Raw genomic sequence first — 25,267 nt, 5'->3', positions numbered from 1 at the left:
GAAGGAAAAAAGGAATCAGTCGAAAAGCGCCAGCACGTCGCGCAGGCTGTTTCCCTGGTGGCGGGGCTGGGTGCCCAGCTCCTCGAACGGCAGGTTCATGCGGTTCACCCACAGCGTCTGGTAGCCAAACCAGGTGGCGGCCAGCGCGTCCCAGGCATTGCTGCTCACAAAGGCGATCTGCGCTCGTGGCAAACCCGTGGCCTGCTCGCCCAGCGCGTAGGCTTCCGGGTGGGTCTTGTACTTGCGGATCGGGTCCACGCTGATCACGTGGTCGAGCAGGCCTTCCAGCCCGGCACTGCGCACCGCAATGCCCAGCATCTCGGGGTCGCCGTTGGACAGGATGCCAGTGACCACACCGCGATCGCGCAGCGCCTGCAGCACCTCGCGGTTTTCCGGGAAGGCGGAGAGGTGGCGGTATTGGTTCATGAGCCGCGCTGCGCGTTCCTCATAGGCGGCCCAATCGCTGCGCGCCTGGGACTCTATCGTCTTGATGGCATATGCCAGGGCGTTCTGCGTGAGCGTCCAGAACGGTCGGTAGTGCGCACCGTGGTCGCTGGTGGTCAACAGCCGGGTGTATTCGATCTGCTTGTCGCGCCACAGTGTGGCCAGGCGCGCGCCCTGCCCGGGGAACAGCTGCTCGGCGAGCAGGCCCACGCTGTACACGTCGAAAAGCGTGCCGTAGGCGTCAAAGAGAACTGCGCGGGGTTTTTGCATCTCCGCACTGTATTCCACACTTGCGCGCTGATTTATCAGCTTTTTTGTCGATTATTTGTGACCTGAATGCAGGTAATTCCTGGTGACCGACCGATCGAACCAACTGGAAACGCGTTGCAACAAGGATTGCGGCGGCAGGAGCGACGCCAGAGGCCGCAGGTGGGCTTCTGAGAAGTCACTCATTTGTGGCCTGCGCCCCGCGGTCTTGGCGGCTTCGAGCATGCAGTAGTGCGAGATGTACCTGGCCAATGAAAGCCCGAGCACAGGGCGCGACTTGGCGGCCAGAATGCCCAGGGCTCCGGTGGCCGCATGCAGCAGCTCCTCGGGCGCGAGTGAGGTGCGCCTGGCGTAGCTCAGGTACACAGGGTCCAGCCCTTCCTGGGTCTGGGCAAGGGACAAGCGATAGATGGGTTGCGCGCCGGTGGTGTCGGCGTTGTCCATTTCCGGTGGGGCTGCATCCCCCTGCGCTGCCATCGCAGCCACCAAGCCCATCAGACCTGGCAGACGCTGGTTGACAGGTTCACTCAGCACCACCGTGCCTGGCTTCACGTCGAGCGCGGGGTCGATCTCAAGCCGGTACAGCTGCGTGCCCGCCATCCAGCCCGCACAGGCCAGACTTGTTTCGGCAGCGATTCCCTTTCCGTCCATGATGTGATGCCTCACCGCAGTTTCAAGGAACTCGGCGGCTTGCTGAATCTTTGGATTGGTTTGCATGGGTGTTTCCAGTTTCTATGAATCAATCGCGAAGCAACTCGTCCAAGGCCGCAACCACTTTGGTCTCGCAGGCCGCTAGCAGAGCGTCCATCTCCTGTTTCACCGGAAGGTAGTTGCCTTCTGCCCAGCGGGATTGCGGCCAAGCGTGCGCAGACTGGTCGGCGCACGAGACAGTTCTTGGAGCCATCAAGGATTTGATCGAGGCGCCGGCCCCCCTTTTTCGGTAAACCACGAGGTCGGTCTTGAGGCGATACGTGGCTTCTTCAGTGCCCGCCAGGTTCTCGTAAACCAGCCGGGTACTCCCGCCGCCCACCACCAGCGGGTGACCGATGAGGCCGTGCCCTCGTCGGATCCGACGCCTGCGCTGCCTCCCGGGCTGGTGTGGGCGGCGGCTGACTTCTTTTCCTCCGCGGTTGCGGCAGTGCTCTGATCCCCCAGCTTGGCGCTGAGGGAAACATTGACCGAATGGCCCTCGGCCTCGTATGCGGCGTGGTTCTGAATGTCGGAGAGTTCGGTGCCACCTTGACTGTCGAAGCGGTTGGCTCCTGCGTCCACGGCCACCTGCGTGCTGGTGATGGCCCCGCCGATCAACGTGGTCTTGCCCCGGGTGGTCACGTCAAAGCCGCCGTCGCCTGCGCGGATGGCGCTCTGTTCCCTCACGCTGGCATAGCCGCTGTCGATCTTGGTCTTGCCCGCACCGCCGCTGATGCTGGATGCGCCGTAGCACAGGGGCGGGATGCACAGGCTCACGCCTGCGCTGGCGCTCTCGCTTTTCTCTCTGTAGCTGGCGCGGTCCTGCAGGCTATCGATGAGCAGGTCGCCGCCGATACGCGCCTGCACGTTGGGAGCCGTCACCACGGCGCCGCGCAGCGTGGTGTCCGCGCCCGATTCAAGCTCCACGCGCTGGCCCGCCTGAACGCGGGTGTTGGCGTGAGCGATTTCTTCACCCGTGCCCTGGCCTTTGCTGCGGCTGGCGCCCGCGTTGAAGCTGATACCGGTCTGCGTGCCCCCCACGTTGAAGCCAATTCCGATGCTGCCGCTTTGGCCGCTCTGGCTGTTCGTCTCCTGGATGGTCTGACTGGCGGCGATCAGGTTGATGTCGCCCTCGGCTGTCAATCGAACGGTGTTGCCTGCTTCGATGGCGCTGCCTTGGACGAGTAGGTTGGAGGCCGTGCCAGTGCCGCCAGCGACCATCGTCACATCACCCCCAGCCACCACGTTGGAGCCGTGCGCCCCGGCGTGCAGGACTTCGCTTTTGCTCTGGCTCTTGCTGGAGCCCAGGCTGATGTTGATGCCGATGCCTGCGGCCGCAGCAGGGTTGCTGGCAATGGACTGCGCTGCGTCGTACACCTGCTTGCCCTGCAGGGCTGCCACAGCCAGACCCAGGGCTTGCGTTCTGCCATCGCCGGTGTTGCCCAACGCTTCGGCGGTATTGGCCAAGCCTTGCACCGCGTCGATGACCGGGTTGGACAGACTCAGTGTTAGGCCGCTCTGCTTGAACCTCTCCTCGGTGGTGTTGCGCTCGGAGGTTCGAGCTTCGGTGATGGCGATGGACTGGGCGTGGATGCTGATGTCACCGCCCGGAGCCAACACGTCGGAGCCGGTCTGCGCATACACCCGCCCGGCCGTGATGTTCACGTTGTCGCCGATCGCCCCCACGGTGGAGGCCGCTGCGCCAGTCCCCTGGTTCTGCTGCTCGGTGCTTTGCTGCTGGCTGCCCAGCGTGAAGCCCGCGCCCGAGCTGAACAGGCCACTGGTTTTCTCTTCGCGGAAGTGGCCATTGCCCGAGCGCGTCTGCGCGGCGGTGACGCTCACGTCGCGCCCGGCCGTGATGTTGATGGCGTCATCGGCAATGGCGCTGGAGCCGGTCAGGGTGATGTCCTGCCCGCTTTGCACCAGCACCTGGGCGCCGCCCAGTGAGGTGCCCACGGCATCGGTGCGGCTGTTGTGGGTGCGGGTCTCAACGCTGGAGGAGCCGAGCAGGCCACTGCTCTTGGCGTAGACCCCGTGGTCGATCTGGTAGCTCGATTCACCTGCGGTCAACGCGATGTCGCGCCCGGCATGCACCGCCAGTGCGCCCTGAGCCTGCACGCTGGCTGCGCGTGCGGTGATGTCCTGCCCGGCCTGCAGGCTGATGGTTGTGCCCTGGATCCGGGTGCCGACTTCTGCGCTTTGTTGCACGCGCGCGAAGTTGCGGACATCGCGCGTGGCGTCCAGGTGTCGGGCGGTGTTGACGGTGGAGAGATTCAGATCGCGCCCGGCATCCACCTCAATGCTGTCGGCCTGCAGCGCAGCCGCCGTCAGGTTCACATCGCGCCCCGCGCTGGCCAGCAGCACGCCAGCCGGGCCCGAGACGTAGAGGCCCGCCACGCGGTTGACCTGCTCGCTGCTGTAGCGGCCCACGCCGACAGCGCCCTGGCCGCTGGCGGTGGTGGTCCGCACGTTCAGGTCGCGCCCGGCCTGCACGAGCAATGCATCGGTGGCGCTGATCGTGCCGCCGATGTTGGTCACGTCGTCGCGGGCATCGAGCGCGGTGGTCTGTCCGGTGATGAGTCCGGTGTTGTGCAAGTTCTGGGCGCTGATCCGCATCAGCTCTCGCCCGGCGATGCTTCCAGTGTTCAGCGCATTGCCGCTGAGGTTCAGTTGCACGTCGCGCCCGGCCATGAGCGCGCCGTCGGCAGACAGATCGCCCGCGCGCGGCAGCAGGTACACGCGCGGCACCAGGGTTTGCGTGGTGCTGCCATCGGGCAGGGTGATGGTCTGGGTTTCCAGCCAGACGATGTCGCTGGTGAGGGCGGCCACCTGTTGGGCCGAGAGCGTGATGCCCGGACGCAGTTGATGGGCCTGCGCGAAGGTGGCGCCCGCGGTCATGAGGGCGAGGTACTGCTGCTCGTCATCGGTGAAATCGCCCAGGAAGCGCTGGCCGGTAAGCGCGCCCACCTGCTCGCGAATGAGGCGCTGCTCGATGAAGCCATCGCCCAGGCGCTTCTGGGTGGTGGCCGGGTCCAGGGCCAGGGTGCGCAGCAGGTGGTCTGAACTCAGCCATTGGCGCTCGTCGATGAAGCGTGGGTCGGTCTCGAAGACAGGGCCCGAGGTCGGGTCGGGGTTCAGGGTGGAGAGCGCGGAGATCGCGCTGGTGAGGGTTTCGGTGGGCGCGGCAGTGCTTTGGCTGCCAAAGTGCAACGCGGGCAGCGGCGCGGTGTTTGCGATGGTCTCGGTGTAGGGCGTGTGGATCCAGCCGTATTCGGGGTCGCAGCCGAAGAGATCGCAGTCGCGCCCCGTCACGCCCCAACTGCTGAAGGTGCCGCTGCGGCTGGTGGGCGCGCTCACCTGGGTGGCCTGGTTGGTCACGCTCGCACCGGTCACGCTGAGCACCCCGCCGGCGACGATCTCGCTGTCCTGGTTGATCAGGCTCTGGCTGGTGTTCAGGATCATGGCGCCGCCGCTGCTGATGCGCGCGGGCTCGCTGTGCGTCATCACGGCGCGCTGCGTGGTCTGCGCGTAGCTGCTGTATGCATCGAAGCGCAGGAGCTCGCTGTCCACGGCGGTCTTGAAGCTGGCCACGTGTGCGGTGAGTTCCATCCAGGGCGCTGCCTGGGCCTCCCAGGTGGCCAGGGCCGCCGGGCTGGTGGGAATGAGGTGGCCGTCGGCGTCGTAGGTAGGGCCCGGCTTGGGCCCCGGCGTGTCCCAGGCGGGGGCGCTCATGCCGAACTGCGACCACACCGGTGAATGGCGGCTGTAGGTGAAGGTGTCGTCCACGAACTCGGTGGTGGTCGATTCCCCGAACCCCGAGGTCACCGTGTGCGCGGCCACGAACGGCAGCGCGTTCACGTAGTAGTCCCTGTAGGCCGGGTCAGCGTAGGCGCTGGTCGCGGGCAGCAGCCAGGCGCGCTGGTGCGCGTCGTACTCGGTCTGCGCCAGCTCCGGCGGTTTGATGGCGCTCCAGGCCACATCGGTGGCGTCCAGCGCGCCCGAGGGTGTGAAGTACACCGTGTGGTTCGTGGTGGCATCGCTCACCACGGTGTGGCTCAAGTGATCGTTGGCATTGACCAGCACCGGTGTGGTGATGCTCAAGTTGCCCAGCGCCTCGATGCCAGCCGATCGGTTCTCGATACGTTCGCTGGCCGTCAGCGCCATGTCGCCCGCGCTCAGCAACAGCGCGCCCTCGACGTTGAAGATGCTGTCGGCTGTGACCTGCAACTGCTCGCGCGCGGCAATCACAGCGCCGTCTTCGTTGCGCACGCCCTGCGCGCGGACGCTCAGCGCATCACCGTAGGTGCGCGCGCCAGCGGACTGGCTCAGCCAGCCGTTGACATCCAGGCTGAGGGAGCCCCGGGCATCGATCAGGCCGGCCTGGTTCACCCCCAGCCCGGCCTCGGTGCCCACCAGGCGGATCTTGCCGGCGTACATGCCGCCCAGCGCGGCCACGTCCAGGGCAAAGGCTGGAGCCGCACCCGGCGGTGCCGTCGCAGTGATGTGGGTGGCGTCCAGCGACACATCGTTGGCGCCGGTCACCACGGTGAGCGCGTTGGCCCAGATCCCGGCGTTGAGTTCAACGGCGCGCGCCAGGATGGCGGCATGGTCGCTCGTTGAGACATCCAGCCCCAGGCCTTCAATGTGCACCTGCCCGCCCTGCACCCGAAAGCCCTCCAGCGCCCCGGCGTTCATCACCGGCACACCGGTGGTGAGGGTGGCGCGGCTCGCGTTGATGAAGCCCGCGCCGTTGACGTTGATGCCGGCGGGGTTGGCAATGACCACTTCGGCGCGCTGCCCGCCCACCTCCACCCAGCCGCTCAGCTGGGTGGCCTGGCTCGAATTCACCTCGTTGAGGATGACCCGCGCCGGCCCTGCTGCCAGCCACGGGTTGGCGCCCACCCAGCCGCCGAGCTGGGTCTGCACATCGGTGCGGCTGTTGTTGAGGATGGCGCCTTGGGCGCTCACATCGAACTGGCGGTAGACGTTGCGCGAGACGCCGGCCGCACTCGGGGTCTGGATGTTGACCAAGGGCACGCCGTTGGGCGCGGTGAGCACCGTGGGGCGCAGGTTGCCCGCAGCGCTGGGGTCGGCCGTGATCTGGCAATGAGCGGGCAGGCTCCAGGCGGCGAAGGCCAGCAGCAGGGCGATGCCAGGCCTTTGCCAGCGCTTCGGCGTGGCGGCACTGGCAGGGGCTTCGCCGCTGGCCGATGAACGGGTGCCGGACGAAGCCGTTTCGCTCACGGCCATCAGCTGGCCGCGCGCTGCGTTGAAAACGATGCGGTGGTGGTTGCGGTTCATGGGGTGTTCGAGGCGTTGTTGTGGTGGAGGGCGACGGGCTCAGAAGCCGGTGGCCAGCCAGAAGCCCAGCGCGGCGTGGGCGGTGCGAAAGCCTTCCGGCTTGTGGACGGGCCAGCCGGCGAACAGCTCGTACTGAACGCCGCCCGCGCTGCCCCGCAAGCCGACCACCGCGCCGGTCAGGCGGGTGCCGACGATTCGCCGCGCACTGGGGCCATGCACCTGGCCGTGGTCCAACCCCACAAATGCCGACGTGCCGCTGGCACCGAGCGGGGTGGCGAGTTCGTTGCGCCAGATCCAGCCGCTCTCGGCACTCAGGCTGGATTCGCCGTCGAAACCGCGCACCGTGTGGCGACCACCGATGGCGAAGCGCTCTTGGGGCGCGAGGGGTGTGCGGTGGGCCTGCGCGCGCCATTGGCCGCTGTATTGCCAGGGCTGTGTGCCGAGCTTGAAGGGCCACTGCCACTGGGCGTTGGCCTGCACCAGCGCGAACCGCGAGGTGCCCTCGCCAAAGGCCTCTTCGGGCGCGCGCAGCGAGCCGAAGGCGCCCGTGCCACGCCGGTAGCTCAGGTTCAGATCCAGCGTGCCCGGTCCCACAAACGCCCGGTGCCCGACGCCCAGTTGCCAGCCCCCCACCCGGCGGCGCTGCACCTCGACCTCGGTGTCGTCGATGAAGTTGCGCGACTGCCGCGCGAACGCCTTGGCGTGGAGGGTGGTCTTGCTCATGGCGTCGCGGTGCACCAAGTACGACAGCGTGGCCTCCTGTGAACCGGTGGTGCCGCGGTAGGCATAGTCCTGCGCGGCGCCCGCCACGGTCTGCAGGTATCGGTGCCGGCTGACGTCGAAGCCCAGCCATGCCCGGCCCCAGGGCAGCGAGTAGTGCCACGAGCTGCCGCTGGTGCCCCGTGCTCCCGGGTCACCGCCGCCCAGACTGCGCTGCAGGCCCACGTAGAAGAGATCGTTGAGCGAGAGCGGGTTGTCGATGCTGAGCGTTGCACCGCCCTGGTAGCGGCCCGTGCTGCGCGAGCCGCTGTCGTCCACGCTCAGTTGCATGCGCACCGGTCGGCCCTGCTTCCAGTGGATCAGCAGATCGCTCCGTCCAGGTTCGTCGGCCGGAACGATCTGGATGTCGGCCTCGGCGCTGGGCACCCGCTTGAAGTTCTCCAGCGCCTGCTCGATGTCGCGCAGGTTGAGGATGTCGCCGGCTTGGGCGGGCAAGGCATGGTGGGCGGAGGCGTTTCGCGCCGTGGGATCGGCGAAACGCACCTGCCGGATGCGCCCGGGGATCACCGTGAGCGTCAGGAGGCCTGGGCTCAGGTCTTGTGGTTCGACCAGCACCCGGCTCGTGACGAAGCCGCGCGCGACGACGGCGTGTTGCGCGCGCTGGGCCAGGATGCCGATGCCGCCTGCACCCAGGCAGCGGCGCAGGGGCCCGTCCAGGCCGTCGGGTGCGGTGAGTGCGTCGAGTACCCAACTGAAGCGGCTCGCATCTTCTCCTCGCAATTCGATCTGGTGGATCGGGAAGCAAGGTGACTCGGCGTCGAGCAAGCGCCGCGCCGGGGTGGCTTGCGCGGCCTGCGTGCGCTGTTCACGCTCCCGCAGCGCCTGGTCGCGCTGGCGTGCATCACGCTCCTGTGCCCGGCGTTGCTCCGATGTGCTTTGTGTTGTGTCGGTGGGGGTTTGGCCGGTGGCTGGCCATGCCCACAGCGCGCCCATCAGGAGCGTCGCCTCGGCCATGCGCCGAACCGGCCCGAAGGCCTGTCTGCGTTCCATCCTTTTCCTCGCCTGAATACTTTTTGGTGATCATTTCGAAACACCGCGCATTCTGGCGAGCGTTCTCAAAAATGAATACCTAAGTGTTGTATTCAGATAGAAGAAAAACCAAAGAGAAGAAGAAAGGCGTGAAAAAGTGACTGACCGGCGCTTGGGCTACCCCACCCGTCCCCCCAACCCCCGCGCCGCAGCCAGCACCTTGCCCACATGCCGCTCATCAAACCGGTGCGCCGGCATCGTGAGCGTGAGCGCAGCGGCAATCGAGCCGTCCGCATGGAACACTGGTGCCGAGATGCCGGCCACTTCGGCCAGGCGGTCACCCACGGCGGTCATGAAGCCATCGGCGCGGATGCGCGCGTGGATGCGCTTCTCGGCCTGTGTGGGTTTGCGGCTGTCGTCGCCCGCGCCGAAGGCCGAGAGCACGCGCCCGCCCGTGCCCTGGTGCAGCGGCAACACGTCGCCGGCGCGGATGTGGTCGCGCACCGGGTGCGGTGAGTCCACGCGGTAGAGGCACAGGCGCGTCTGGTTGGGCGCCTGGCCCTGGCGCACGTGGTACGCCGCGCTCTCGCCGGTGGCGGCCACGAGCTGGCGCAGCACGGGCATGACGACGCGGTCCAGCGAAAACGAAGCGGCGTAGATGCCGTGCAGCCGCGCCACCTCACCGCCCAGGGCGTAGCGCCCGTCGTCCAGCCGCTGCAGCAGGTGTGCGTGTTCGAGCGAGGCGAGCAGGCGCAGTGCGGTGCTTTTGTAGAGCTGCGTGCGCTCGGCCAGCTCGGCCAGCGACAAGGCCGCGTCGCCCGCGCGGAACGCACCCAGCAGCGAGAGCGCGCGGTCCACCGCGGCCGTGCCGCCGGTGGCGGCGTTGGCGTCGGCGAGCGATGGGGTCTGCGCTTTGCGGGGCATGAGAAGGGTTCGGGTTGACAGCGTTGGGGCGATCTGCGATTCTTTCAGCAGAAAGAATATCGTTCTATCTAGCGAAACGCAAGAAAAACCGCTTTTCCCATGCACAACACTCCCGAAGTCCTCATCAGCGAAGTCGGCCCGCGCGACGGCCTGCAGTCCGTCAAGGCAACCATGCCCACGGCCGACAAGCTGCGCTGGATCGACGCGCTCGTGGCGGCCGGCCTGCGCGAGATCGAGGTCGGCTCCTTCGTGCCGCCCAAGCTGCTGCCGCAGATGGCGGACGCGCCCGCGGTGGTGCAACACGCCCTGCAGCACGCTGGCCTGATGGTGATGGCGCTCGTGCCCAACCGGCGCGGCGCCGAGGCCGCGTTGGCCGCGGGCGTGCTCAAGATCACCCTGCCGGTGTCGGTGAGCGAGGCGCATTCCATGGCCAACGTGCGCAAGACGCCGGCGCAGATGCTCGACGAACTGCGCGAGGTGCACGCGCTGCGGCGCGACGCCGTGCCCGGCGTGGCGATGGAGGTGGGCTTGTCCACCGCGTTCGGCTGCACGCTGCAGGGTGCGGTGGACGAGGACGATGTGATCCGCCTCGCCGTGGCCTGTGTGGAAGCCGGCGCGGACGAGGTCGGCCTGTCCGACACCACCGGCATGGCCAACCCGGCGCAGGTGCGCCGCCTGTTCACACGGCTGCGCGCCGAGCTGGGCGAGCGCGCGGGCGCGGCCCACATGCACAACACGCGCGGCCTGGGCCTGGCCAACTGCCTGGCCGCGTATGACGTGGGCGTGCGCACGTTCGATGCCTCGCTCGGCGGCCTGGGTGGCTGCCCGTATGCGCCCGGCGCTTCGGGCAATGTGGTCACCGAAGACCTGGTGTTCATGTTCGAGGCCATGGGTGTGCGCACCGGCATCGACATCACCAAACTCATCGCCGCGCGCGAACCTCTCAAGGCCGGACTGCCCGGCGAACCGGTGTACGGCATGACGCCCGAAGCCGGCTTGCCCAAGGGCTGGCCGTCCAATATGTCCCGTTCGGGCTGAGCTTGTCGAAGCCTTCTCAACTTCTCCGCACATGACAAAACTCCCCTACGAAGGCCTGCGCGTCGTCGAATTCACCCACATGGTCATGGGCCCCACCTGCGGCATGGTGCTGGCCGATCTGGGGGCCGAGGTCATCAAGGTCGAGCCACCGGCCGGTGACAACACGCGCCGCCTGCTCGGCTCGGGCGCGGGCTTCTACCCGCTGTTCAACCGCAACAAGAAGAGCCTGGTGCTGGACCTGCAATCGCCCGAAGGCAAGGAGGCCGTGCTCAAGCTGATCGCCACCGCCGACGTGGTGAGCGAGAACTTCAAGCCCGAGACCATGAAGAAGCTGGGCCTGGATTACCAGAGCCTGAAGACGCTCAACCCGCGCCTCATCCACGTGAGCCACAAGGGTTTTCTACCCGGGCCGTACGACCACCGCACCGCGCTCGACGAGGTGGTGCAGATGATGGGCGGCCTGGCCTACATGACCGGGCGTCCGGGGGACCCGCTGCGCGCGGGCTCGTCGGTGAACGACATCATGGGCGGTCTGTTCGGTGCCATCGGCGTCATGGCCGCGCTGAGCGCGCGCGAGAAAACCGGCGTGGGCAGCGAGGTGCAGAGCTCGCTGTTCGAGAACAACGTGTTCCTGGTGGCGCAGCACATGATGCAGTTCGCCGTCACGGGCCAGCCCGCAGCGCCCATGCCCGACCGCATCTCGTCCTGGGGCATTTACGACGTGTTCAAGGTGCAGAACGACGAGCAGATCTTCCTGGCCGTGGTGAGCGACACGCAGTGGGCCATCTTCTGTGATGCCTTCGGTTATGAAGACCTCAAGGCCGACCCGCGACTGCTGGGCAACAACAACCGCGTGCGCAACCGGGACTGGCTCATCCCGCTGCTGCGCGAGCGCCTGGCGCTGCAGAGCGCGGCCGACCTGGCCGCGCTGTTCGAGCGCCACGGCCTGCCGTTCGCGCCCATCACCAAGCCCCACGAGCTGCTGGACGACCCGCACCTCTGCGCCACCGGTGGCCTGGCACCCATCACCCTGCCCGACGGCGAGCGTGCCGGCCAGACCGCGCAGACCGTGCTGCTGCCGCTCGCGCTCGATGGCGAACGCCTGGGCGTGCGGCGCAGCCCGCCGAAGCTTGGCGAACACAGCGCCGAGCTGCTGGCCGAACTCGGCTACACCGCCGAAGACGCTACCCGCTTGAGCCAGACAGTGGCGAAAGCGGCCTGAGAAGTCATCAATCCCGGCGCAATCGTCATTGATCCGTTACGGTTCGTGGGGTAATCTGCCCCGGTGGACAAACTCAAACAACTTGAAACTTTTGCATCGGTCGCCACGCGTGGCAGCCTCACCGCCGCCGCCAAGGCCGAGGGCGTGGCCCCGGCCATCATCGGGCGCCGGCTCGACGCCCTCGAAGCCCGCCTCGGTGTGAAGCTCATGGTGCGCACCACGCGGCGCATCACCCTCACCCACGAAGGCAGCGCCTTCCTCGAAGACTGCCACCGCCTGCTCACCGACCTGGCCAACGCCGAGGCCAGCGTGAGCGCCGGGGGTGTGAAAGCCAGCGGGCACCTGCGCATCACGGCACCGGCCGGCTTCGGCCGCCGCCACGTGGCGCCGCTGGTGCCGCACTTTCGCGAGCTGCATCCGGAGGTGACGATCTCGCTCAACCTGAGCGACCGCGTGGTCGACGTGGCCGGTGAAGCCTACGACTGCGCGGTGCGCGTGGGTGACCTGCCCGACTCGTCGCTGGTGAGCGTGCGCCTGGCCGAAAACCGCCGCCTGTGCGTGGCCACGCCGCGCTATTTGCAGCACCACGGGCGCCCACAAACCCCGGCCGACCTGGTGCGTTTCGATTGCCTCACGCTCTCCAGCGACGCATCACAAACCCGTGGCTGGGCGTTCACCGTGCCCAGCGAAGCGGGCGAGACCACCATCACCCACCTGCGCCCCGGCGGCCCGCTGGACTGCACCGACGGACAGGTGTTGCACGAGTGGTGCCTGGCCGGCTACGGCATCGCCTGGCGCAGCACCTGGGAGGTGGAGGCCGACATCGCTGCCGGGCGGCTGGTGAGCGTGCTCGACGAGTTCGCCGCGCCGCCCAACGGCATCTTCGCGCTGTTCCCCCAGCGCAAGCACCTCGCGCTGCGCGTGCGCCTGTGGATCGACTTCCTCAAGCACGAGTACGCGAGGCCCGATTTCTGGAAAACCTGAACCTGCAAGGAACACCACCATGATCAAGCTCCTCGGCATTTCCGGCAGCCTGCGGGCGCAGTCCTTCAACACGGCGCTGCTGCATGCCGCCCAGCCGCTGGCGGGCGGCGTGGCTCAACTCGATGCGGCCACGCTGCATGGCGTTCCGCTCTACGACGGCGATCTGGAACAGAGCGAGGGCACGCCAGCGGCCGTGCGGGCGTTGAAGGAGAGCATCCTCGCCAGCGACGGCCTGCTGCTCGTCACCCCCGAATACAACAACGGCGTGCCCGGCGTCTTCAAGAACGCGGTGGACTGGCTCTCGCGGCCCACGCCCGGCCTGCCCGACGTGTTCCACGACCGCCCGGTGGCCGTCATCGGGGCGTCTCCTGGCGGCTTCGGCACCATCATGTCGCAGACCCACTGGCTTCAGGTGCTGCGCACATTGGGCACGCGGCAGTGGCACGGCGGGCGGTTGATGGTCTCGCGTGCGTCATCGGTGTTTGCGCCCGACGGCGCGCTGCAGGACGACAAAGTGCGCCAGCAGCTGGCCGAATTCGTGCAGGGTTTCGCCGCCTTCGTGGCGGCCGCGAAAGCCTGAGGCACGTGCCTCAGCCCGGAATGTCGGGCTCCACCAGGTGGGCCAGCTGGAGCAGCGACTCCTGCCACCCGAGGTAGCACATCTCCAGAGGAATCGCTTCCGGAATGCCGTCCTGCACCACGTTGAGCTCGGTGCCGCACGAGACGGCCTTGAGCTGCACGTCCACCGTGATCAGGCCGGGCAGGTTGGGGTCGTCGAACCGGTCGGTGTAGCGCAGGCGCTCGTTGGGCACCAGCTCCAGGTATTCCCCGCCGAACGAGTGGCCGTGGCCGGTCGAGAAGTTGTGGAACGACATCTTGAAGCTGCCGCCGACCCGGGCTTCAAAGTGTTGCACCTTGCAGATGAAGCCGTAGGGAGGCAGCCAGCGGGCCATCGCATCGGGGTCGAGGAAGGCCCGGTAGACCTTCTCGGGCGGAGCGCGGAGCACGCGGTGCAGTCGAACAGTGCGGGATGACATGGCGGGGGGTCCTTTCACGGTGAGGTTCGTCTGAACAGATCGCAGCCAGAGGGAAACATGCCCGGCCACCGATGCACGACGATCCAGCGTGCGCGGTTTCGACAGGCGCGCATCCCGGTGGCGATCGCGCCGGTGACGACGACCATGACCGCGCCGTGCACCACCACCGCGCCGATGGCCTGCCACAGCGCGCCCGAGACCATGGCCCCGCCGGCCTGCGCGCCGCCCAGGCACAGCGGCATCAGCGCGGGCACGAGCGCCAGGCCAGCACCGTGCGCGGTGGACACCACGAAAGATCCGAGCCCCCATCCGGCCTTCCCGGCCAGTGCGCGGGTCACCTGCGGTGTGCGGCCCGCGAGGCACACCACCGCGGCCACCACCAGCAGCCCGCCCGCCAGCGCCAGCATCAGTTGGCGGTCCATCGACAGACCGGACACCAGCGCCGCGCACACGACAGCCACCGAGGCGACGTGCCCGATCGTGATCGGCACCAGGGACCGCAGTGCCGGTGCCCGCTGCGCTTCAGGCCTGCGCATGGCAGCAGGCGCCGGCTGCCGGTGTCGCCTGAGGTGCCGCCGCGTAGCGATCATGGTGGCGGACCCACTCCATCTTGTGGGGCACGTCGCGCTCGTCGCGGCCCCTGGGCGCGAGGTCCAGCAGGTTGTAGGTGCCCATCATCACCTCAACACCGCGCCCGTAGGTCGAGTAGGTGTGGAAGACATCGCCGGCGTCGTCCTGGTAGAAGGCGCTGATGCCGGGCAATTCATCCGACTCGTAGGGCCGTGTGCCGTAGTTGTATGTGACCTTGTTCTTCGCTTTTTCTTCCGGCGTGAAGCTCACGCCGAAGTCGAAGTTGAAGTCGTTTGCGTTCGATGACACCCACTTGAACCGCCAGCCCATGCGCTGGCGGAAGCGCTCTATGCGGGCCAGCGGCGCGCGCGAGATCGCCACCATCGTCACATCGCGCTGCGCCAGGTGCGGCAACATGCCGTCGGTGTGGTCGGCCATGAAGGAGCAGCTCGGGCAGCCCTGTTCCCAGTCCGGGCCGAGCATGAAGTGCTGCACCAGCAGCTGGTGGCGGCCTTCAAACAGCTCGGCGAGCGTGCACCGGCCTTCCAGCCCGTCGAAGACATGGTTTTTCTCGACGCGAACCCAGGGCAGCGCGCGGCGCTCGCGGGCGATCTGGTCGCGCAGCCGGGTCAGTTCCTTCTCGCGCGCCAGCAGCTCATGGCGCTCGGTGAGCCATTGGTCCCGGGACACGATGACGTGGCGCGCGGTGTTCGTTTCAGCGGTGGTGTTCATGATGGGATCCTGGGTTTGAGAGACGGTTGATGCGGCAGGTAGGTGCCGCTCACGCGGCCTTCGGGCGCCGCACGGCGCGGACCTTGCCGCTCTCCCCGCCGCCGCAATAGAAGAGATCGGTGCCGTCGGACTCGAGGCCGCTCACGCCGGTGCCCGGCGGCATGTCGAGCCGTTCGAGCACGGCGCCGGTCTGCGGGTCGATGCGCCGGATGTCGCTCGCCTCGCCTTCCCAGGTGCCATGCCAGAGTTCACCGTCGACCCAGGTCACGCCGGTGACGAAGCTGTCGGACTCGATGGTGCGCCGGACGGCGCCGGTGGCGGGGTCGATCTGGTGGATCTTGCGGTCGCGGTACTGGCCCACCCACAGGCTGCCTTCGGCCCAGGTAAGCCCGGAGTCGCTGCCGCCGCCGGGCGCGGGAATGGAGTGCAGCACCTGCCCGGTGGAAGGATCGATCTTGTCGATGCGCGCCTCGGCGATCTGGTAGAGGTGCGTGCCGTCGAAGGCGGTGCCGGCGTCACCAGCGCGCTCCAGAGTGCGGGTGGTTTCGCCGCTGGCGGGATCGAAGGCGAGGATCTGCGCGCCGGTGGCGGCCCAGACGCGCTGGCCATCGTGGGTGACGCCGGCGATCATGTTGGCGCCGGCGAAGGGGCCGTACTCGCGCACGATCTCGGCGGGGCGCGCGGTGGCTCGCTTGGGGGTTGTTGCGGTCTTGCTGGTCATGGTGGACTCCTGTTGGGCAGCACCGTGTCTCGGTGCCTGGAGTCCACTCTATTCAATCGGCAGCGCAGTGGGGAGTAACAAGATCGTCGTGAAACCCGCCAGGGTCGGCGCCAGCCAGCGCCGTGCGCGCGCCTGCCCGATGGCGCGCACGCGCCCTTCGGCTTCCAGCTCGGCCAGCGCGCGCTGCACGGTGCGCTGGCTCGCGCCCAGCGCCAGCGCAAGGACCGAAGTCGACCAAGCCGCGCCGTCGGAGAGCAGCGCCACCAGCGAGGCCTGCTCGCCGACGATGGGCGGCTCCAGCACCACGACCTCGCGCCCGCCCAGCGTCTGGAGCATGAAGCCGCGCCCGGTGGCTTCGATGCGCGCCATCGACTTCACGAGCGCGCGCAGGCGGCCGATCTCGACCCGCAGGCGCGCGCGGTGCGTCTCGTCGGGGTGGCGGGTGCGAAACGCGTCCGCGATCAGGGCTTCGCGGTCCACGTCGCCCGGCCAGGCCTTCGCCAGCGCGCGAGCCAGCGTGAACAACACGGGGCGACGCGCCAGCGCTTGCCACGCGGCACCCGTGCCCAGGCCGCGGCGGCAGGCGTCGATCACCAGCGCGTCCGAGGCCAGCAGCGCCGCCACCTCGGCCAGCCGCAGCGCCTGTTCGCCGCCACCGGCCACCACGCGCCGGGCGGCGGGCTGGTCCAGTGTGGCCAGCGCGCGCGCCACCTCGGCCCGCAGCGCCGGCACACCCGAGCGCTCGGCCGCCGCCTGCGCGCGTGCGAGTGCGTCACGCGCCGCGTCGACCCGCAGCGAGCGCAGCGCGAGTTCGGCCGCGACCAGCTCGGCCACCGCTGCCAGCGCGGGCGACAGGCCGCGCGCATCGAGCGGGGCGAGCGCTTGCGCGGCTTCGTCCAGGCGGCCGAGCAGCACCAGCCGGCGTGCCGCGATGAGACGCGCTTGCAGCGCGTTTGCGCGGTCGCCGTGCGCATCGAGCGTGTCCGCGGCGCCCGCCAATGGGCGGGAGGAACCACCGAGATCGCGCATGGCCAGCGCCACCTCGGCCTCGGCCACCACGCAGCGCACGCGTGCGAGCGCCTCGTGCGTGCCGAAGCCCTGGCTGGCGCGTCGCAGCAGTTCGCGTGCACGCGCATGCTCACCGAGCTGGGCCATGGCGATGCCGCGCAAGGCCAGCGCCGGCGGGTCGTCGCGCAGGGCGATGCGTTTGAGCGCGCCGAGTGCGTCGCCCCCGGCGAGCGCTCGCGCGGCAGCGGTGATCAGGGAATCCATGGCCACAGGCTACACCGAGCCGTGGGCCTGGACGGCGCGTCAGATGCCGCGGTCGGAACTTCCCCCGACCGCGCAGCGTCCCACCTGCCTCTTCATCCCCGCGAGGCCAGGCATGCAGATCCCACCCGCGCCATGGCGCAGCCGCCGCCAGTGGCTGGCCACCGCAAGCGCATCGCTGGCGCCGCTCGTCTGGCCCGCGCTGGCGCAGCCGAGTGCCGCGCCGCCGATGCACGTGCGCCGCATCCCCTCGAGCGGCGAAGCCCTCCCGGTGATCGGCCTGGGCTCGTGGATCACCTTCAATGTGGGCAACGACCCCCAGGCCCGCGACGTCTGCGCCGAGGTGGTGCGCGCGTTCTTTGCCGCCGGTGGACGCGTGATCGACAGCTCGCCCATGTACGGCTCCTCGCAGCCCGTCATCGGCCATGCACTCGCGAAGCTCAAACACCCCGCGTCCCTGTTCTCTGCCGAGAAGGTGTGGATCGGCGATGCGTCGCGCGGCGCCACGCAGATGGAGGCTTCGCGCGTTTTCTGGGGCGTGCCTCGGTTCGACCTGATGCAGGTGCACAACCTGCTCTCCTGGGAGGAACACCTGCCGCGCCTGTTCGAGATGAAGGCCAGCGGGCGCCTGCGCTACGTGGGCATCAGCACCTCCGAAGGCCGGCGTCACGCCGAACTCGAACGCATCATGCGCACGCAGCGGCTCGACTTCGTGCAACTCACCCACAACCTGCTTGACCGCGAGGCCGAACAGCGTCTGCTGCCGCTGGCGCAGGAGCGCGGCATCGCGGTGCTGGTGAACCGGCCGTTTCGCCAGGGCGCCTTGCTCGACCAGCTCGCGCGCCACCCGCTGCCGGGCTGGGCGGCCGATATCGGCTGCGACAACTGGGCGCAGGTGGCGCTGAAGTTCGTGGTGTCACACCCGGGCGTGACCTGCGCCATCCCGGCCACGAGCCAGGTGGCGCACCTGCGGCAGAACATGGGCGCGGCCTTGGGGCCCCTGCCCGACGCGGCCCTGCGCGTGCGCATGGCGCGTGAGGTCGCCGCGCTGTGAGCGAGTGGCGGACCTACCGCCCGGCGGACTTCCTGATGTTCGCGCCAGGCACCTACTGGCGGCTGTTCGAGCTGCACAACCAGGCGCTGTGGCCGGCGCAGGTGCTGGCCGTGCTGGTGGGTCTTGCCATCGTGGCGGGCCTGTGCCGTGGCCAGGCGGGTGCCCTGCGTGGCGCCGCCCTGGCGCTGGCGCTGGGCTGGGCCTTCGTGGCCTGGACGTTTCTCTGGCAACGTTACGCTGCCATCAACTGGGCCGCGATCGGCGTTGCCTGGGGCTTCGGGGTGCAGGCGATCGGGTTGCTGGTTTTGTCGACACGCCCTTCGCTGTTGATGGCGGCCGAGCCGCGCCGCCGCCTGGCGGGCCTCGGTCTGGTGCTCTGGTCGTTGCTCGCGCACCCGGTGTTGGCCCCGGCGCTGGGTCGGCCATGGGCGCAGGCCGAGGTCTTCGGGCTCGCACCCGACCCCACCGCCATCGCCACCCTGGGCGTGCTCTTGTGCGCCGATCCGGCCACACGCGCCACGCGCGTTCTGCTGGGCGCGTTGCGCGCGGGCGCATTGGCGTGGTGCGCCATGAGTGCAGCCACTCTGGGCACCATGGGATCGGCGCAGGGCTGGGTGATGCTGGCCGCGATGGTGGTGGCCATCCTCGCGCCGGGATTCACCCGCGCTCGCGTGTGAAGGCCCGCACCGCTGAACTGATCAGCGCGCCAGTGCCTCGGACGGTGCCACGCGCAGCGAGAGCCAGGCAAACACGCCGCCCACCACCGCACCGGCCAGCACGTCAAGAAACACATGCTGGCGGATCGCCATCGTGGACCACAGGATGACGGCGCACTGCAGCACGCTCAGCCAGCGCAGCGCCACCGGTGCACCCACCTGCACAAAGATGCGATGCAGCCACACCGCCGCGTACACGGCCGAGGCCACGTGCAGCGACGGACAGGCGTTGCCGGTGGCGTCCAGGCCTTTCATGAACGCCAGCTGGGCATGCCGCGACCAGTCGATGTCGAGCACAGGCGTCTGCGTGGGAGAGATCCAGAACAGCAGCAGGCAGAAGATGCACAGCGCCGCCATCCAGAGGCCTTGATGCAGGAGCGCGCGCAGGTTGGGCATCCATGCCGCGGGGAGCGATACATACACCCACAGCGACACATAGGCCGCGAATCCCGCGGGTGTGAACGGCACCCAGTGGTCGATGGCGAGCATGGGCATCGTGAACGGCTCAGCCAGCGGATGGCGCTGCACCCAGAAATAGGCCTGGAAGAACACCACCATGAAGGCCATGGTGCCGAAGGCCTTGAGGTACCAGAGATGGGTGAACCGGGACAGGAGTTGACGGGGCCAGGCGCGGTCGGGGGAGGGAGTCATGAGATGGGTGGGTGTGCGACCGGCGACGGGCCGCGCTAATGTACGACACGCTCGCGCGGCGCAGAGGAGGTGAGCGCACGCTTTGTATAATCCGTCGCCCTGCGAAACGCGGGCGGCGTGTGCCTGCCCCAGGCCGCTGCAGAACGACAAGATGGCCTTTGCCCCGGAGGAGATTTCCCATGTTCCCGTTTGTGTCCGGGCCTGAATGCAGGCCTTTCCCCGCCGTTCCCGTGTCCGGATGCCCGGTATGAGTTCCGCCGAACTCATCCGCAGCTTTCTCACCGATCGCCTGGGCATCGAACCGGCACAGGTTGAGCCGGCGTCCTTGCTGGCCGACCTGGGGGTCGACTCATTGATGCTCGCCGAACTCATGTTCGAAGCCGAAGACCGTCTGGGCATCGAAATTCCGTCCGATCTGCCGCTGCCCAGAACCGTGGCTGACATGCAGGCGGCGCTTGACTCGCTGACGCTGTTGAAGACCGGCTGACCGATGCATCGCCGTCGCGTCGCGATCACCGGCATCGGATTGATCAGTCCCTATGGTGGCGATGTCGACGACTTCTTCGATCGCCTGCTGGCAGGCGAATCGGCGGTGCGCCACCTGCTGACCGAGGACCTGCCGCGACCCTTGTCCACGCCGTTCGTGAATTGCCAGGCCTTTGACGCCGAGGCCGTGCTGGGCAAGCCCTTGGCCTTGATGATGGAACGTTTCGCGCAGCTCGGCATGGCCGCCGCGTTTCAGGCCTGGGAACAGGCCGGCCTGCCGCGAAAGACCGATGCCGCCGATGCCCGCGATGGCTGGGGCTGCATCTGGGGCACCGCGCTGGGCGGGCTCTCGGCCCACGAGCGGGGCAGCCGCGAGTTGTGGCTCAAGGGGCGCGAGCGGCTTTCCCCCCTGTCGGTGGTGCAGGGCATGAACAACGCCGTCAATGCGCACATCTCCATCCAGCTCGGCCTGGGGGGCATGAGCACCAGCCACACGGCGGCCTGCGCTTCGTCGGCCATTGCCATTGGCGAGGCGTTTCGGCGCGTGCGCAGTGGCGACGCAGACGTGATGCTCACCGGCGGCTCCGACGTCTGTCAGGCCTATGGCGTGGTGCGTGCCTGGGAAGCCATGCGCGTCATGGCACCGGGCGACGCGCAGACCGCGCCGGTGGCCTGCCGGCCGTTCGCGGCTGACCGCGCCGGTCTGGTGCTCGGCGAAGGCGGTGCCGCGCTGGTGCTGGAAGCCTGGGACCACGCGGTGGACCGCGGCGCACCCATCCATGGTGAAATCGTCGGTTATGGTGCCAGCTGCGATCGCAGCCACCTGGTTCGCCCCAGTTGCGACGGCCAGGTGCGGGCCCTGCGGGCCGCGCTGGCGGACGCGGGACTCGTGCCGGCGGACATCGGTTACGTCAATGCCCATGGCACGGCCACCGCCGAGGGCGACCCGGTGGAGATATCGGCCCTTCGCGAGGTGTTTGGCGAGGGGGCGCGGCGCCTGCCCGTGAGTGCCACCAAGTCCATGCACGGCCACCTGCTCGGTGCCTCGGGCGCCATCGAGGCCGTGGTCACCGCGCTGGCCCTGCGCAAGCAGGCAGTGCCGCCGACCGCCCACCTCGCCGGGCGCATCGACCCCGCCTGCGAGGGGGTTGATCACATCCTGCAGGGCAGGCGCCAGGAGCCGTTGCAGGCGGCTCTGTCGAATTCGTTTGCCTTTGGCGGCAGCAACGCCGTGTTGGCGTTCCGGGCGCCGCCGCCCCGCTGAAGATTTTTTGTTTTCTTGAATGACCGCCATGACCGAACCTGTTTCCCCTGCCACCGTCGATGCCCTCTGGCCCGAGGTGGTCGCCTTGATCATCGAAGCCCTCAACATGGAGCTGGTGCCCGGCGACGTCGACCCCGACGGCCCACTGTACGGCGACGGCATGGGGCTCGATTCCATCGACATGCTGGAGATCTCGCTCGTGATCTCCAAACGCTACGGCTTCCAGATGCGCTCGGACAACGAAGACAACGAGAAGATCTTTTCGTCGCCCAGAGCCCTGTCGGCCCACATTGCCAGCCAGCGCACGCAGTGAAATGACCCCCATCACGGTGCTGCGGGACCTCGGGTTGCTGCTTTTGATGGTGGCGTGGGTGGTCGCAGCGCATGTGGGCAGCACGGGTTGGGGCAACGCCAGCTTCAACGCCGCGGTGGGTGTGCTGCCGATCGCGGTGGCCGTGCTCATGGCCCTGTGGCGCCTGCCGCAGTGGTTTCTGCGCGCGGCCGGCGTGCTGGCCCTGGGTGCGCTGCTGGCCTGGCTCTGGCCGCAACTGCGCCACAACGTGCCGCTGCTCTACTACCTGCAGCACCTGGGCATCCACGTGGCGCTTGGCGTGTTCTTCGGCAAGTCGCTGCTCGGCCCGGGCGAGGCGCTCATCACGCGCATGGCGCGGCGCATCTTTGCCCACGAGCTGTCCGAGCGCAAGGTGCGCTACACGCGCAACGTCACGCTGGGCTGGACCCTGTTCTTCTTCATCAACGCGCTGGTCTCCACGCTGCTGTTCATCTGGGCGCCGCCGGCCATCTGGTCGATCCACGCCAACCTGCTGACCGGCCCGCTGGTCGGTCTGATGTTCTTGGTCGAGCACCTCTGGCGCATGTGCGTGCTGCCACCGCACGAGCGTCCCGGCATCGCCGACGTCGTGCGCGCCTACCGGCGCGAATCGGCGCAGCGCAGCGCGCCTCCCCCGCGGTCATGAGCGCAGCGCCGGGCCGCCCCAAGCCAGCTCGCGCCGCAGTGCGCAGCACGGAGGTCTCCGAGTGAGTGCGCACCCGCTGATCAGTGGCCGCGGCCTGGACGACGTGCTGGCCTGGCGCCCGCAGGGGCCGGTGACGGTGCGCGAATTCCTCGCCGACGCGCTCGCGCTCGCCGCCCGGCTGCCGGACGGCGGCTGGCAGCTCAACCTGTGCGAGGACCGTTACCACTTCGCGGTCGGTTTCGTGGCCGGATTGCTGGCTGGCAAGGTCAGCTTGCAACCCTCGTCGCAGTCGCCTGAAACGCTGCAGCGCCTGGCCGTCGATCACCCCGGCACCACCTGGCTGGCCGACAAGCCCGCCGACCTGCCCGGCATGCCCGGCACGGTGTTTCCCGATCTCGCCGCCCTGGATCGCCCGGCGGTGCACGAGATGCCGCAGATCGACGACGACCGGCCCGTTGCGATCCTGTTCACCTCCGGCTCCACCGGCCTGCCACAGCCGCACTGCAAAACCTGGGGCAAGCTGGTGCAGAACGGGCGTGCGGAAGCCGCTGCCCTGGGCCTGTTGCAGCGGCCGCAAGCCATCGTCGGCACCGTGCCCACACAGCACAGCTACGGTTTTGAGTCGACCTTCCTCGTGGCCCTGCATGGCGGCTGCCAGTTCGCGGCAGCCAAACCGTTCTACCCGCAAGACATCGTTGCCGCGCTGCAGGCCTTGCCGCGCCCGCGCATGCTCGTGACCACACCGTTCCACCTATCGGCCCTGCTGGCATCGGAACTGCCGGTGCCGCCGCTGGACCTCGTGCTCTCGGCCACCGCGCCGCTCAGCCCCGATCTGGCGCGCCGCGCCGAAGCGCGCTGCGGCGCGCCGGTGCATGAGATCTATGGCTCCACCGAGTCGTCCGCGCTGGCCAGCCGCCGCACGCTCGACGGCGCGGCCTGGCATCCGCTGGGTGCGGTGCGTCTTGAGCACGAGGGCGACACCACCTGGGCCAGCGGCGGACACGTCGAAGGTCGCGTGCCGCTGGCCGACGTGATCGAGTCCTGCGCCGACGGCACATTTCTGCTGCACGGCCGCCACGCCGACCTCGTCAACATCGCGGGCAAACGCACCTCGCTGGCTTACCTCAACCACCAGATCGGCGCGTTGCCGGGCGTGGTCGACGCGGCCTTTTTCCTGCCCGACGACACCGCCGACGGTGATGGCGTGACACGCCTGGCCGCCTTCGTGGTGGCGCCCACGCTGGACGCGCGCACGCTGCTCGCCGGGCTGCGCACGCGGCTCGACGCGATCTTTCTGCCGCGCCCCCTGGTGCTGGTGGATGCTTTGCCGCGCAACGCCACCGGCAAGCTCACGCGCCAGGCGCTGCAGGGGCTGTACGCCGAGAAGGTGGTGCATGGACACGGCTGAATTCACCTGGAGCCTGCCGGCCGACCACCCGGCCTTTGCCGGCCACTTTCCGGCGCGACCCATCGTGCCCGGCGTGGTGCTGCTCGATCACGCGCTCCTGTTGGCCGCACAGATGCGCGGTGCGGTGCCCGGTGCTGGCTGGCAGATCGCACAGGCCAAGTTCTTCGTGCCGGTCGGCCCGTCGCAGGTGCTGCGCTTCGTTTTGCAGACCACGCCGCGTGGCGCCATCGCCTTCAGCGTGAACTGCGAAGGCCGCGAAGTGGCGGCCGGCAGCCTCGTGCCCCCGGCCCCATGACCGGCGAACCCACACCCGAGTGGATGCGTCAACAGGAGCGCAGCCACCTGGGCGCTTTGCGGCTGATGGTCTGGATCTCGCTGCGGCTGGGGCGCCCGGCCGGGCGTGTGGTGCTGCGCGGCATCGCGCTGTACTTCCTGCTGTTCTCGCCCACGGCGCGTCGCAACGGGCGTGCCTATCTGGCGCGCGCACTGGACCGTCCGCCCACCTGGCGCGACGGCTACCGGCATGTGTTGAGCTTTGCGAGCACCGTGCACGACCGCATTTACCTGCTCAACGACCGCTTCGACCTGTTCGACATCCGCATCACCGGCGACAAGGCCGTGCAACAGGCACTGGACCACCAGCCGGGGGCGTTCCTGGTGGGCGCCCATCTGGGCAGCTTCGAGGTGTTGCGCGCCATGGCCCACCAGCACGCGCGCACGCCGGTGGCGATGCTGATGTACGAGGACAACGCGCGCAAGATCAACGCCATCCTGCACGCCATCAATCCGCGCGCGCAGCACGACGTGGTGGCACTCGGCCACCCGGACTCGATGCTGCGGGCACGCGACAAACTGGATGCGGGGTGCCTGGTGGGCATGCTGGCCGACCGGTCGCTGGCGAACGACTCCACGGCAGAATGCATGTTCCTGGGCGCGCCGGCGCGATTTCCGCTGGGGCCGTGGCGCATGGCTGCCATGCTGCGCAGGCCGGTGTTTTTCATGTCCGGTCTGTACCTCGGTGGCAACCGCTACGAACTGCGCTTCGAACCCTTGGCGGACTTCTCCAACGTCGAGCGCGGCGACCGCGAGGCCGCCATGGCGCAGGCCATGCAGGCCTACGCCGACCGGCTCGGGGACATGTGTCGCCGGGCACCGTACAACTGGTTCAACTTTTTCGATTTCTGGCAACGCACATGATTCGACGACTTCTCACCGGCCTCGTGTTCCTCGGCTACACGGCATTGGGCCACGCCGCGTTCGACATCGAGCAGCTCATGACCGAGCTGGCGCGCAACCCCGGCGGCCACGCCAGGTTTGTCGAAAAACGCCATCTCGCGCTGCTCGACAAGCCGGTGGTGGCCACCGGCGAAATGTTCTACAACGCGCCCGACCGGCTGGAGAAGCGCACCTACACCCCCAAGGCCGAGACCATGGTGCTCTACAAGGACACGCTGAGCCTGGAGCGCGGGCGCCAAAAGATGCAGATCCAGCTCAGCCAGCGGCCCGAGGTCGCCGCTTTCGTGGAGAGCATCCGCAGCACACTGCAAGGCAACCGCGCCTCGCTGGAGCGCAACTACACGCTCCAGCTCGCCGGCAACGTCGACGCCTGGGAGCTGACCCTGGTACCGATCGAGCAGCGCATTGCCACGCTGCTGCAGCGCATCACCTTGAGCGGTGTGCGCCAGCAGGTGCTGGGCATCGAATACCTGCAGACCGACGGTGACCGCACCGAGATGACCATCGAGCCGGTGAAACCTCAATGA

At 68.4% G+C, this 25,267-nt stretch carries 23 protein-coding genes and 1 pseudogene; 13 read left to right on the top strand and 11 right to left on the bottom strand.

What is annotated here, in order from left to right:
• Positions 1-15: 15 nt before the first annotated feature.
• The 5 genes from ASE11_RS00540 to ASE11_RS00520 form a co-directional block, all read right to left on the bottom strand.
• Positions 16-714, bottom strand: a complete 699-nt coding sequence (locus ASE11_RS00540; RefSeq protein WP_056264250.1) for a haloacid dehalogenase type II — start codon at positions 712-714, stop codon at positions 16-18.
• Positions 715-765: 51 nt separating this feature from the next.
• Positions 766-1,428, bottom strand: a complete 663-nt coding sequence (locus ASE11_RS00535; protein WP_056264247.1) for a hypothetical protein — start codon at positions 1,426-1,428, stop codon at positions 766-768.
• A 186-nt stretch (positions 1,429-1,614) separates the two neighbouring features.
• Entirely contained in the window at positions 1,615-6,702 is a 5,088-nt protein-coding gene (locus ASE11_RS00530) for a hemagglutinin repeat-containing protein (protein WP_056264241.1), read from the bottom strand.
• Between the two features lie 39 nt (positions 6,703-6,741).
• Positions 6,742-8,472, bottom strand: a complete 1,731-nt coding sequence (locus ASE11_RS00525; protein WP_235501154.1) for a ShlB/FhaC/HecB family hemolysin secretion/activation protein — start codon at positions 8,470-8,472, stop codon at positions 6,742-6,744.
• Between the two features lie 156 nt (positions 8,473-8,628).
• Positions 8,629-9,375, bottom strand: coding sequence for an IclR family transcriptional regulator (locus tag ASE11_RS00520; protein ID WP_056264238.1), 747 nt, complete (start codon positions 9,373-9,375; stop codon positions 8,629-8,631).
• Between the two features lie 99 nt (positions 9,376-9,474).
• Between ASE11_RS00520 and ASE11_RS00515 the strand changes: the two genes are divergently transcribed.
• The 4 genes from ASE11_RS00515 (at position 9,475) to ASE11_RS00500 (ending at position 13,199) form a co-directional block, all read left to right on the top strand.
• Entirely contained in the window at positions 9,475-10,413 is a 939-nt protein-coding gene (locus tag ASE11_RS00515; RefSeq protein WP_056264235.1) for a hydroxymethylglutaryl-CoA lyase, read from the top strand.
• A gap of 31 nt (positions 10,414-10,444) precedes the next feature.
• Complete coding sequence (locus ASE11_RS00510; RefSeq protein ID WP_056264229.1) at positions 10,445-11,635, top strand: CaiB/BaiF CoA transferase family protein; 1,191 nt, start codon at positions 10,445-10,447, stop codon at positions 11,633-11,635.
• A gap of 63 nt (positions 11,636-11,698) precedes the next feature.
• Positions 11,699-12,619 carry a LysR family transcriptional regulator gene (locus ASE11_RS00505; protein ID WP_056264224.1) on the top strand — a complete coding sequence of 307 codons (921 nt, stop codon included), beginning with the start codon at positions 11,699-11,701 and terminating at the stop codon, positions 12,617-12,619.
• A gap of 19 nt (positions 12,620-12,638) precedes the next feature.
• On the top strand, positions 12,639-13,199 hold the full coding sequence (locus ASE11_RS00500; protein WP_200959296.1) for an NADPH-dependent FMN reductase: 561 nt from the start codon (positions 12,639-12,641) through the stop codon (positions 13,197-13,199).
• Between the two features lie 10 nt (positions 13,200-13,209).
• Here the strand turns inward: ASE11_RS00500 and ASE11_RS00495 are convergent, their stop codons facing one another.
• From ASE11_RS00495 to ASE11_RS00475, 5 genes are read right to left on the bottom strand one after another with little or no spacing between them, the layout of a single operon-like run.
• Positions 13,210-13,656 (bottom strand): SRPBCC family protein, encoded by a 447-nt coding sequence (locus ASE11_RS00495; RefSeq protein ID WP_056264221.1) that lies wholly within the window; start codon positions 13,654-13,656, stop codon positions 13,210-13,212.
• A gap of 14 nt (positions 13,657-13,670) precedes the next feature.
• Positions 13,671-14,147 (bottom strand): hypothetical protein, encoded by a 477-nt coding sequence (locus ASE11_RS00490; RefSeq protein WP_156406179.1) that lies wholly within the window; start codon positions 14,145-14,147, stop codon positions 13,671-13,673.
• Between the two features lie 31 nt (positions 14,148-14,178).
• Positions 14,179-14,958: a DUF899 domain-containing protein gene (locus ASE11_RS00485; RefSeq protein ID WP_056264213.1), complete on the bottom strand. Its 780-nt coding sequence runs from the start codon at positions 14,956-14,958 to the stop codon at positions 14,179-14,181.
• 49 nt (positions 14,959-15,007) lie between these two features.
• Positions 15,008-15,679, bottom strand: a complete 672-nt coding sequence (locus ASE11_RS00480; protein ID WP_056264210.1) for a hypothetical protein — start codon at positions 15,677-15,679, stop codon at positions 15,008-15,010.
• Between the two features lie 48 nt (positions 15,680-15,727).
• A complete protein-coding gene (locus tag ASE11_RS00475; RefSeq protein ID WP_056264207.1) occupies positions 15,728-16,951 on the bottom strand; it encodes a hypothetical protein in 1,224 nt (407 codons plus the stop codon).
• 112 nt (positions 16,952-17,063) lie between these two features.
• Here ASE11_RS00475 and ASE11_RS00470 point away from each other — a divergent pair, with 112 nt between their 5' ends.
• Both ASE11_RS00470 and ASE11_RS00465 read left to right on the top strand, forming a co-directional pair.
• Positions 17,064-18,002 (top strand): aldo/keto reductase, encoded by a 939-nt coding sequence (locus ASE11_RS00470; protein ID WP_082585463.1) that lies wholly within the window; start codon positions 17,064-17,066, stop codon positions 18,000-18,002.
• 35 nt (positions 18,003-18,037) lie between these two features.
• Positions 18,038-18,679, top strand: coding sequence for a DUF6064 family protein (locus tag ASE11_RS00465; RefSeq protein ID WP_082585462.1), 642 nt, complete (start codon positions 18,038-18,040; stop codon positions 18,677-18,679).
• A gap of 21 nt (positions 18,680-18,700) precedes the next feature.
• On the opposite strand, the gene ASE11_RS00460 is transcribed toward ASE11_RS00465, so the two are convergent.
• Positions 18,701-19,369, bottom strand: a complete 669-nt coding sequence (locus ASE11_RS00460; RefSeq protein WP_200959295.1) for a phosphatase PAP2 family protein — start codon at positions 19,367-19,369, stop codon at positions 18,701-18,703.
• Positions 19,370-19,616: 247 nt separating this feature from the next.
• On the opposite strand from ASE11_RS00460, the gene ASE11_RS00455 reads away from it, so the two are divergent.
• The 7 genes and pseudogenes from ASE11_RS00455 to ASE11_RS00420 all read left to right on the top strand — a co-directional run bounded on the left by ASE11_RS00455 (position 19,617) and on the right by ASE11_RS00420 (position 25,267).
• Entirely contained in the window at positions 19,617-19,856 is a 240-nt protein-coding gene (locus ASE11_RS00455; protein WP_056265518.1) for an acyl carrier protein, read from the top strand.
• A 3-nt stretch (positions 19,857-19,859) separates the two neighbouring features.
• Positions 19,860-21,119, top strand: a complete 1,260-nt coding sequence (locus ASE11_RS00450; protein ID WP_056264204.1) for a beta-ketoacyl-[acyl-carrier-protein] synthase family protein — start codon at positions 19,860-19,862, stop codon at positions 21,117-21,119.
• Positions 21,120-21,147: 28 nt separating this feature from the next.
• Positions 21,148-21,432 carry a phosphopantetheine-binding protein gene (locus ASE11_RS00445; protein ID WP_056264200.1) on the top strand — a complete coding sequence of 95 codons (285 nt, stop codon included), beginning with the start codon at positions 21,148-21,150 and terminating at the stop codon, positions 21,430-21,432.
• Position 21,433: 1 nt separating this feature from the next.
• The gene (locus ASE11_RS00440) at positions 21,434-22,096 is read left to right on the top strand and encodes a hypothetical protein (RefSeq protein ID WP_056264198.1); all 663 of its coding nucleotides are present in this window, start codon (positions 21,434-21,436) and stop codon (positions 22,094-22,096) included.
• A gap of 61 nt (positions 22,097-22,157) precedes the next feature.
• Positions 22,158-23,799, top strand: a pseudogene (locus ASE11_RS00435) (AMP-binding protein).
• Positions 23,796-24,701: an acyl-CoA synthetase gene (locus ASE11_RS00425; RefSeq protein ID WP_056264185.1), complete on the top strand. Its 906-nt coding sequence runs from the start codon at positions 23,796-23,798 to the stop codon at positions 24,699-24,701. Before ASE11_RS00435 ends, ASE11_RS00425 begins: the two are co-directional and overlap by 4 nt.
• On the top strand, positions 24,698-25,267 hold the full coding sequence (locus tag ASE11_RS00420) for a LolA-related protein (RefSeq protein WP_056264183.1): 570 nt from the start codon (positions 24,698-24,700) through the stop codon (positions 25,265-25,267). The genes ASE11_RS00425 and ASE11_RS00420 overlap by 4 nt, the downstream gene beginning before the upstream one ends.

The sequence above is a fragment of the Hydrogenophaga sp. Root209 genome, assembly GCF_001428625.1.
Classification (GTDB): Bacteria; Pseudomonadota; Gammaproteobacteria; order Burkholderiales; family Burkholderiaceae_C; genus Hydrogenophaga.
The sequence above is the reverse complement of the archived record's forward strand: the minus strand, read 5'-3'. Positions and strand labels throughout refer to the sequence as shown.